At 48.1% G+C, this 8,312-nt stretch carries 4 protein-coding genes; all 4 read right to left on the bottom strand.

The features are described 5' to 3' along the window. A partial coding sequence (locus WH45_RS06830) for a non-ribosomal peptide synthetase (RefSeq protein ID WP_152663494.1) occupies window positions 1–2,231 on the bottom strand: 2,231 nt, incomplete at its 3' end. Continuing rightward, window positions 2,228–6,706 carry a non-ribosomal peptide synthetase gene (locus tag WH45_RS06825; RefSeq protein ID WP_046213627.1) on the bottom strand — a complete coding sequence of 1,493 codons (4,479 nt, stop codon included), beginning with the start codon at window positions 6,704–6,706 and terminating at the stop codon, window positions 2,228–2,230. The genes WH45_RS06825 and WH45_RS06830, both read right to left, overlap by 4 nt. 315 nt (window positions 6,707–7,021) lie before the next feature. Next, window positions 7,022–7,924: a DUF4097 family beta strand repeat-containing protein gene (locus tag WH45_RS06820; RefSeq protein ID WP_046213626.1), complete on the bottom strand. Its 903-nt coding sequence runs from the start codon at window positions 7,922–7,924 to the stop codon at window positions 7,022–7,024. Further along, window positions 7,921–8,262: a PadR family transcriptional regulator gene (locus tag WH45_RS06815; protein ID WP_082096570.1), complete on the bottom strand. Its 342-nt coding sequence runs from the start codon at window positions 8,260–8,262 to the stop codon at window positions 7,921–7,923. Before WH45_RS06815 ends, WH45_RS06820 begins: the two co-directional genes overlap by 4 nt. Window positions 8,263–8,312: the final 50 nt, after the last annotated feature.

Here is an 8,312-nt window from a genome sequence, read left to right as displayed (position 1 = left end):
ATATGGTGGATCACCCAGCTCAGCACATGGTGACCTGCTTCCAGCTCAATCAGGCGCAGGCGCAGCGGCGGTGCAGCCGTCAGCGACAGCGTCTCCCAGGCTTCCCGCTGCAGTACCTCCTGCAGATGCTGCTCCTGCTCTCCTACCGGCACATGCAGACTCGAACGCTCCAGGACCGGCAAATTGCCGGTTACCTGCTGATACGGTTCCCCGCTCTCTTCTCCAAACTGCGTCCGCAAACTGTCATGGCGCTCCACCACTTCGTGAATAGCCTGCTCCAGTCGATCGGCATCCAAAATGCCATACAGATGAAAGGCAAAAGGAATATGATACGCCTGGCTGTCCGGTTCCAGCTGCTGGACCAGCCACAGCCGCTGCTGCGCCGGTGATAACGGGTAACGACCATCTTCCGAGACATAGGCCGGAATCACGCTGGCCGGGCCGCTTACCGGCTGCTGCTGCACATACGCTGCCAGCTCCCGCAGCACCGGATAATCGAACAGGGCTCGCAGGGTCACCTGCCGCTGCAGCTGTTCTTCCATGCGGCTGACGACCTGCGCCGCCAGCAAGGAATGCCCTCCGATAGCGAAGAAATGATCCTGGGCGCCAATCTGCTGCCGGTTCAGCAGATCCGCCCAGATGGCGGCTATCTCTGCTTCTCCCGGTCGATCCGGCTGCTGGTACGCCTGCTGACGCAGATCCTGTTCCTGAATCGGTGGCAGCTGTCTGCGGTCAATCTTGCCATTGACGGTCAGGGCAAATGACTCCACTTCCCGCCAGGCAGCGGGCACCATATAGGCAGGCAGCCGCTGCTGCAGCTGGTCACGCAGCTGTCCGGCCTCCAGCTCTTGTTCGGTCGCATAGTACACAGCCAGCACCGGCTCTTCCTGACCGGATACGGTAGTCAATGCGGCCACTGCCTCGCAGATTCCCGGGCAGCTGCGCAGCGCTTCTTCAATCTCTCCCAGCTCAATCCGGTGACCGCGCAGCTTGATCTGATCATCGGTTCGGCCGATAAAGTCAATCTGGCCATCCGCTCGCCGCTGGACCAGATCACCGGTACGGTACAACGGTCCATCCGCCAGCTGCGGCAGATGAACAAATCGCTCAGCGGTCAGCTCCGGACGGTTCCAGTACCCTGCTGCCAGTCCTTCACCCCCGATATATAGCTCTCCGGTCACTCCATAAGGCACTAGCTGCTGCCGCTCATCCAGAATGTAGGCCAGAGTATGATTGATGGGCTTTCCAATCGGCACTTTTTGCTGTTCATCCAACTCTTTTTCCGTAATTTCATAACTCAGCGAGAAGGTGGTGCATTCGGTTGGACCATAAATATTGGAGAGATGAAGGGGCTTGCCTGCACGCAATACTTCATTAATCCAGCGGACATTGCACGCTTCGCCACCAAACAGAACCGTTTTCAGACTTGCAAATGCAGCTGGTTCATGACGGGCAATATGATTGAACCAGGCTACGGTAATAAATAATATGGTTATATTCTTATCGACCAGCCATGCACTGAACCGCTCCACAGAAAGAATGGTTTCCCTTGGAGCGATAACCACTCTGGCTCCGGTCAATAACGCTCCCCATACCTCAAAAGTAATCGCATCAAAAGATGCATTTGACGCCTGGGCAATAATATCCGTGTGGTCCAGCTGCGCATAGGTGCTATTTTGTACAAGACTGACAATACCTCTGTCCGTGATCCGTACCCCTTTTGGTCTGCCGGTTGAACCAGAAGTGTATATCATATATGCGATGTTATCCGAATTATACGTATTTTGATGAAAGGAAATTAACGATCGTTCGCTTAGCAGTTCCTCTACATGCAAGGAAGCGCATAGGTTCAGACTGGCAATCGGTGCCTGCCGATTACCCTGATCCGTTATTAAATACGCCATTCCCGAATCTTCCACAATATACTTTATGCGCTCTGCAGGATTGGCCGGATCTACGGGTACATAGGTTGCGCCGACTTTTAATATCCCCAGCCAGCTGGCAAACAGTTCAGGTGAACGCTCCATCAATGTCCCCACCATATCGCCTTGCTTGACTCCTCGTTCCATTAATCCAGCGGCGATACGATCTGAATACTGATCAAGCTCAGCATAAGTCACAGAGCTGCAATCATTTTCAATTGCGACACAATGCGGATACTCCCGCAGGCTTTCACGGAAGATCTCCGGCACTGTTTTGAAAGTAGTGATGACATTCGTGGTATGCATCATTTGATATACGTCTCCTTTAGTTCGGCAATCAGCTGAGCCAGTTCAGTGTATACATGATCAGCCAGCTGCTGAATGGTCTCCCGATTATGAAGCTGTTCCGAATACTGCCATCCCAGATGCAGCTGCCCTTCCCGAATCATGCCCAGAATCTCAAAAACATGACTGCGCTGCTGCTGATAACTGTTCATGCTGCCCAGCAGGTCATCACATAATTCCAGCAGAGGTGCCTTATTTTCCGTATTCGGGCTGTTATCCAATGAATGATTATGGCCAAAATAATTGAACCAGATTTCGGAGTTGTATCCGTCCAGCCGCTGCTCTGCCGCATAATAACGAAGCATTCCATAGGTTATTCCTTCATGGGGAACCAGCTGTATGGCCTGCTGCACATGATAGATGTATTCTGTGAGAGTTTGTTGTCCTTTCGATTGCAGCACAAGCGGATAGACACTGGTCAGCCAGCCAGCCGTACGGGTAATGTCCACCTCTTCCCACAAATCATGTCTGCCATGACTCGCCATATCCAGTGCAATACTTTCCATTCCCGACCATGCCCGGATCGCATACAGCACAGTAGACAAAAGAACTGTTTTTACATCTGAATTCAAATGGTAATGACTGATGCGGATCAGATCATTGGTCTGCTCCATCGTTAATGCAATAGTTACATGTTTCACCGTTCCTTTTAGATTGATACCGTCAGGCCGATCAAGAGGTACGGATGGAACCAGACGCTGTGAATGTTCTGTCATCTGCCAGTAGGGCAGATCCTGTTGCACCGGCTGCTGCAGGGTATGCCTCGACAGATAATCGATCCAGCTTTTGAATGATAGGGAAAATGACGGAAGCCGGTTTTCCCTGTCTTCCAGCGCTTCTTCAACAAACTGATTTAAATCTTCTGCAATGATGCCCCCCGTGACCCAATCTGTCAGCAAATGGTGAACCACGAGCAGCAGATGCTGCTGTTTGTGTTCTGTATTGCGCATGAGCACCGCTGTGATCAGGCAATCACTGAGGTTCAGGGACTGCTGATGAAAAGCACCCGTATCCTGCATAAATTCCGAAATGGAACAACCGGCAGGCTGATCTACAATATGCAGTGGGATTGCTCCATGCTGGCGGTACGACTGACGCATCCCCTCAGCGGTGTAATGAAATTGCAGGCGCATTGCATCATGCTGCCGGTACAATCGGTACAGCGCTTGCTCAATAATTTCCGGTTCAACATGCAGAGGCATCTTGAACAATAGTGAATAATTCCAGTGATGCGCATCGGCAAACTGCTGTTCAAAAAACCAGTTTTGCATGGGAGAGAGAGAAAACCATTCATGCTCCGTCTCCGGCTCCAGGCACTGCTCCACAAGCGGCTGCATTTTCTGCGCCAAAGCTTCCAATACCGGGTACTGGTAAAAAGAGCGCGGTGTCAGACTCCACTGCAAGGTTTTTAGCTCATTAATTAATTTAAGTACCAGAATGGAGTCGCCCCCGGATTCAAAAAAATGATCGGTGATTCGCACCGTACGTTTCAATACTTTTTCACAGGCTGCAACCAGCTGCTGCTCTGCAGGAGTAAGATCGCGCTGGATATCTGTTCCAGGCACCGGCTCGTTCATTACAACCGGAAGTGGCAGCTGCTTTTTGTCTATTTTGCCGTTAGGAGTCAGAGGCATATGCTCCAGCTCTATAATATTTGCCGGAATCATATAGGATGGCAGCCGTCCATTCAGACTATCCATGATATCCATCCGGTTAACCGCACCGCGTACATCGCAGACAATATAAGCTGTCAGCTCCGCTGTCTGATTGGGGCGCTCCAGACAGATCACAACAGTTTCCCTGATCCCGGCAACCAGACTTAACTGATGCTCAATTTCTCCAAGTTCAACCCGATAACCCCTGATTTTGACCTGATTATCAATGCGATCAATAAATTCCAATACGCCCTGGTTATCATACTTCACTATATCGCCGGTGCGATACAGACGCTGATCATTATCCCCTATCGGATAATGGATAAATTTTGCGGCGGTTTGAGCAGCATCAGCAAAATACTCCCTGGCCAGTCCCACTCCGCCTATATATAGTTCTCCCGATCTCCCTGGAGGTACCGGCCGCTTTTGTTCATCCAGTACATAAGCCTGCATATTCGGCAGAGGATAACCGATCGGAACCCTGCTGCCTGCCACATAAGGAAACACCGTCGCACACACTGTAGTCTCGGAAGGTCCGTACGCATTCCAGAATAATTTGGATGCTGCCCATCTGCCAGCCAGTTCTACCGGGCATCGTTCACCGGCCACAATAACTTTCCGTAAGGAAGGCAGCTCTTCCGGATACATATTCACCAGAAATGAAGACGGGAAAGTAGCAATCGTAATTTTGTACCGGTTAAACAAACTGATCATATCCTGCTGCATATCTTTCCAGTCCGAAGGCAACATGCACAGAGTAGAACCATGACCAAGAGCCATCACCATTTCCCATACCGAGGCGTCAAAGCTAAGTGAAGCAAACTGCAGAACCCGCTCGTCACTATGCAAATCGAAAACGGTCTGCTGTGCATCAATCAGATTGCTCAGGCTGCCATGTTCAATAACGACACCTTTGGGTGCTCCGGTCGATCCGGAAGTGAAAATCATATACGCCGTATCTTCAGGAAGCAGATGAATCGGCTGAGGCGCTGCCGGATATTCTGTTTCATTCAACAGCTGTTCCATAGACAACAGGCTTATATGATCAGAAAATATCTGGCTGGTCTGATCAGACACTATATACTGCAATCCGGCTTTGTCCACCATGTAGATTAAGCGTTCTGCCGGGTAGGCGGGATCGAGTGGTACATAAGCAGCACCGGCTTTCATAATCCCCAGAATAGCCATAATGGATTTTTCGGACCTTGCAAAATGTACACCGACAAACTCGCCATGCCGAATATTATTTTTTTGCAGACAGGCAGCTATCCGATTGGCTTTTGAGTTCAATTCGGCATACGTATACTCCCGGTCATCGATCACCAATGCCGTTTGATCCGGAGTAGTTTGGGCATAATATTCGAATCTGTCTTTAAATGAAAGGAAAGTATGAGGAGCATCCGGGAAGTACGATGAAGCATTTAATAATCGGCTTTGCTGCTGCAAGGTAATAATTTGCAGATCCGATACAGGCATACCGGGGTCCGCCATAATCTGGACAACCAGCTGTTCATAATGATCAAGGAACTGCGCGATTCGATCAGCACTGTACAGTGCACTGTTATATTCGCACACGATATGAAAGGACTGATCATTTTGCAGACCTACAAATACACTTATGTCATATTTGGAAGTATGATTGTCCACCGGGAAAAGCTCCAGACGAAGCTGCTCCATGGCAGGCATCTCACCCTCCTGCTGATATGCGAACGTCAGCTGGAACAAAGGACTGGCAGCAAGTTCACGTTCAGGCTGCAGAGCCTGTACAATCTGTTCAAAAGATACCGCCTGATGATCCATGCAGGTTATTACATTTTGTTTGACAAGTGCCAGATGATCATGGAAGGATTGCTCCTCACTGATCTGTGTGCGGATAGCCATCATGTCTACAAAAAAGCCAATCAGATTATGTGTTTCTGTATGTATTCTCCCGGATGTAGGGGTACCGGTAGTAATGTCATACTCTCCGGTATATTTATGTAGAAGTAAATGAAATGCTGTCATAAAAAAGAGGTACGGCGTAACTTCCTGCGCTTGGCAATATTCGATAATACGCCTGCTGGTTGATGACGGGATCGATCGCTCACCGATTCCTCCCTGATGCATCGCAGGATCGATCGTGCCGCTCAAATCGTGATCCAGCCGAACCATTGAGGTGCCCTGCAAATAATCGGTCCAATACAGCAAATGCTGTCTGGCTGCTTCAGAATGATGCTGTTTCTCCCATTCCGCAAAATCATGATAATGAATCGATAGCTCCGGTAAGTGTTCCGCCTGTTCCTGATAATGGGCAAGCAGCTCTTTCCAGAAAATCCCCATCGACCACCCATCTATAATACTGTGATGAAAATTCAAAAATAAAATGTGCTGTGTGTCCTTCAGCTCGAACAGATGCGCTGTAAACAAATGCCCGCCATCAATGTTGAAAGGAATTGCAGCCAGCTTGGCAATCATCTCTTTGGCCTGCTGTTCCCTCATATCCGGAATAACGGTATCCATGGAAATGAAATGAACAAGATCGGGAGGAACCGGATGAATATACTGTTTCACTTCGTTAAGCTGCTCATCTTCCTGATAAACGGTTCGCAGAATCGGATGCCGTTCAACCATATGCCGGACCGCCGTTTTCATTCTTTTTACATCCAGCAAACCATGTATGGATAATGCCTGCGGTATACTGTAAATGGCGGAATGAGGAGCCATCTTTTCCAAAAACCATAACCGCTGCTGAGCCGCCGATAAAGCATATCCTTCGCCCTGCGCCATCACTTTACGCGGAATCAACGTCTGCCTTCCTTTTTGGTAAAGGCTTAACCTCTGCTTCAAACTGACCGTTCGATCCGTTAATCCTGTTTTGTCCATAGCATTTTTCCACCTCACTGTTCAACTATGTTTCCTAGTAAATAATATAGCAGAAATTCTTTTTATAACAATAAGTGGAATTATTAATTGTTTATTACTTTTTTATTAATATTTATAATATATACAAAATAACTACAATGTTAACGATTTAAAAAAATATTTATGCAATTTATCGGATATAAAAACGACCTTTCCCGAATGGGAAAGGTCGTTTTTTATCTTTTTTGCATGATATTATTACGGGCCAACCTGTACATCACCGGAACTCGTTTTGAGCATGATCCGATGCTGGGCTTCTCCTTCGCCCTTGATTCCGAGGGCACTGTGCTCAGACTTATCTTTGTACAGCATGCCTTCTATCTGGATGTCTGCCGTACCTGAACTGCTCTCAAATTGCAATTGAAGCGAATCCGTATTTCCGGTCAGTTTGGCATCAATATCACCGCTGGAAGTCGCTAGCTGTACGCTCGGAGACAGCTCATTCTGGGTATACTCGATAGCTCCGCTCGTTGTCTGCATCTCGCTGCTTTGCCCGGATAACTGGGCAGTCTGGATTTTGCCGCTTGTCGTTTCCCATTTGGCTGAAGCAATCTCATTTTGTTCGGCCATGATATCTCCGCTCGTTGTCTGGAATGCGGCCGAACCGGAAATTTGTAATCCGGATATATGCTGTTGACCGGAACTCGATTCCGTCGTCAGCTTGTTAGCGGCAATATTATGCAGTGTAATTTGCCCCGACGTGGTCGTTACTTCCATTTGATCCCATGTTTTTTGCGGTACCATTATTTTCAGGCCTACCTTGCTTACCTCATCCAGCTGTATGCCCATTACATTGTTGCCCATGTTCAGTTGAATGTTCGCGACGTTTTGTTCAGGCGTCATATTAAAGGTATATTTGCCTTCTAATCTTGGGCTGATCTCGCCATCCAGGGTAGCAACAATATTCTCCCCATCGCCTGGCAGCACTTCCACATTGGCTGATGACGTATCAATTTTGAGACTGGTGATGGCTGACGCGGATAAAGTCTTTTCTTCATGGATCGTGACTGCTCCGGTAACACGGTTATACACGAGATAACCGATTACAAGGATGGCAACAATAATGATAACTGTAACGAGTATGGATATTGAACGTTTCAAAAGCCTTCCTCTCCCTTACTAAGTACACAATTTTTCTGTAGAATTCTGGTTACCGATTCGGAAAAATGCATCCATTCCTGTAATAAACTTTCCATTCGCTCTTTGCCCAGATACGTAATAGCGTAATATTTTCGTTGAGGGCCCTCTGTGGAAGAAACAAAATAGGTGGACAGATACTGATCTTTTTGCATTTTTTTTAGCAGCGGATATAGTGTACCGCGGGCGATGTCTATATCTTCGGAAATTTGTCTGACCAGCTCATATCCGTAGTGGTCTTTATGCAGCAGTAATACCAGCACACAGAGTTCAAGTGCACCTTTTTTGAATTGTGCATTAATCATGGCTTCTCCTTTATTGAATCTGGACCATTGATCTGAGACGGTTAGAG

It is taken from the genome of Paenibacillus wulumuqiensis (genome assembly GCF_000971965.1).
Taxonomy (GTDB): domain Bacteria; phylum Bacillota; class Bacilli; order Paenibacillales; family Paenibacillaceae; genus Saccharibacillus; species Saccharibacillus wulumuqiensis.
Note: the sequence above shows the minus strand (reverse complement) of the source record. Positions and strands in the feature narration are given on the sequence as shown.